The organism is Polaromonas sp. P3_C2 (assembly GCF_056402675.1).
The window spans coordinates 1-1,734 of the sequence record NZ_JBFUGX010000782.1; the positions used below are offsets into that span (position 1 = coordinate 1).

2 protein-coding genes are annotated in these 1,734 nt (G+C 62.8%); both read right to left on the minus strand.

Annotation, left to right across the window (positions count from 1 at the left end; translation table 11 throughout):
• Positions 1-38: 38 nt before the first annotated feature.
• The gene (locus AC1DWI_RS21890; protein ID WP_477667977.1) at positions 39-884 is read right to left on the minus strand and encodes an ABC transporter substrate-binding protein; all 846 of its coding nucleotides are present in this window, start codon (positions 882-884) and stop codon (positions 39-41) included.
• Positions 881-1,570: an ABC transporter ATP-binding protein gene (locus AC1DWI_RS21895; RefSeq protein WP_477725758.1), complete on the minus strand. Its 690-nt coding sequence runs from the start codon at positions 1,568-1,570 to the stop codon at positions 881-883. Before AC1DWI_RS21895 ends, AC1DWI_RS21890 begins: the two co-directional genes overlap by 4 nt.
• Positions 1,571-1,734 lie beyond the last annotated feature (164 nt).

Sequence of the window (1,734 nt, forward strand, 5' to 3'; positions counted from 1 at the left end):
GGACAGGCTACACGCAGTGAGCCTGGGCAGGGGGGAACTCATTTAGCGTTTGGGAAGAACAATTGCTCACCACCAATTTTGTAACCGGCGATCACGTTCTGGCCCATGGGCGAGATGATCCAGTCCACAAACTTCTGCGCTTCCACCACTTTGGTCTGCGGATGCTTGGCGGGGTTCACCACCATCACGCCGTACTGGTTAAACAGCTTGGTATCGCCTTCGACCAGCACGGCCAGGTCGCCGCGGTTTTTGAAGGACAGCCAGGTGCCGCGGTCGGCCAACACATAGCCGCCGCTGCTGGCCGCGATGTTGAGCGCCGGGCCCATGCCGCAGCCGCAAGCCTTGTAGTTGGCAAACGCGGGCTTGTCGCCCGGCGTCTCAACGCCCGCGGCTTTCCAGTAGCGAAGCTCGGCGGCATGCGTGCCGCTCTTGTCACCGCGAGAGATAAAACCGGCATTGGCGGCGCTGAGTTTTTTCAGCGCTTCGACAATGTCCCTGCCCCTGGTTTTGGCCGGATCAGCTGCGGGGCCGATCAGCACGAAATCGTTGTACATGACAGGAAAGCGCTTGATGGCAAAACCTTCGGCTACGACTTTTTCTTCCGCCACCTGGTCGTGCACAAACAGCACGTCGGCGTCCCCCCGGCGGCCCATGTCGATAGCCTGGCCGGTGCCGACAGCGACTACTTTCACGTCAATGCCCGTGGCTTTTTTGAACTCGGGCAGCAGGTAGGGAAAGAGGCCCGACTGCTCGGTCGAGGTGGTTGACGCCATCACGATAGTGTTGGTTTGTGCTATCGAAACAGTAGCTGCCAGCGCAAGCGGGACAAGCACCAAGGCCCTGATCGACCCGAAAATTCCCGATACCATGCTCAAGCTGTTCATGCAAGTTCTCCTTTTAAAAATGCTTCTGCCGCTGCGGGGACAGGACCGGTGAAAAAGGCCGCAGTCGGCAAGTCGGCTACCAGCCGGCCATGCTCAAGGTAAATCACCCGGGTGGCCAGCCGCTTGACCTGCCCCAGGTTGTGGCTGCTGAAAATAAGCGTCATGCCGGCATCGGCAAACTCCGCCATCAGGCGCTCGACCTCGCGCTTGGCCGTGGGGTCCAGGCTGGCCGTGGGCTCGTCGAGCAGCAGAACCTGCGGCTTGAGCGCCCAGGCGCGCGCCAGCGCCACGCGCTGCTGCTGCCCTCCGGACAAAGCCTTGGCATTGCGTGTGGCCAGGTCTTCCAGCCCCACGCGCTCCAGCGCGGCCAGTGCCTGGACTTTGGCCTCTTTCCAGCGCACACCACCCAGCCACAGTCCGAGCGCTACGTTGTTCAGCACGCTGGCGCGCAGCATGTAGGGCCGCTGGAACAGCATGGCCTGCCGCRATTGCACGTCGTGCTGAAAGCTGCCGCTGGAAGGCCGGACCAGGCCGTTGAGGGTTCGCAGCAGCGTGCTCTTTCCGCTGCCGTTGGCGCCCACCAGCGCCAGTCTTTCGCCGGCCTTGATACGCAGGCTGCAGCCGCTGAGCGCCTGCACCTGGCCGAACTGCACACCGATGGCATGCAGGTTGAAAACCTGCGTCATGGCTGCGCACCCCCGGTGGCCAGGGCCACATCCGGCAGGCGGTCGTCGAACTGCTCACGCCAGCGCCGCACCAGGGCGATCAGGATGTTCAGCAGCAGCACCACCCCGAGCAATACGATGCCCAGCGCCAGCGCCAGCGGCAAATCGCCCTTGCTGGTCTCCAG

What these genes read in the sequence shown, in the direction of transcription:
- AC1DWI_RS21890 (WP_477667977.1), bottom strand. Translation starts at nt 884, where the DNA reads ATGAACAGCTTGAGCATGGTATCGGGAATTTTCGGGTCGATCAGGGCC.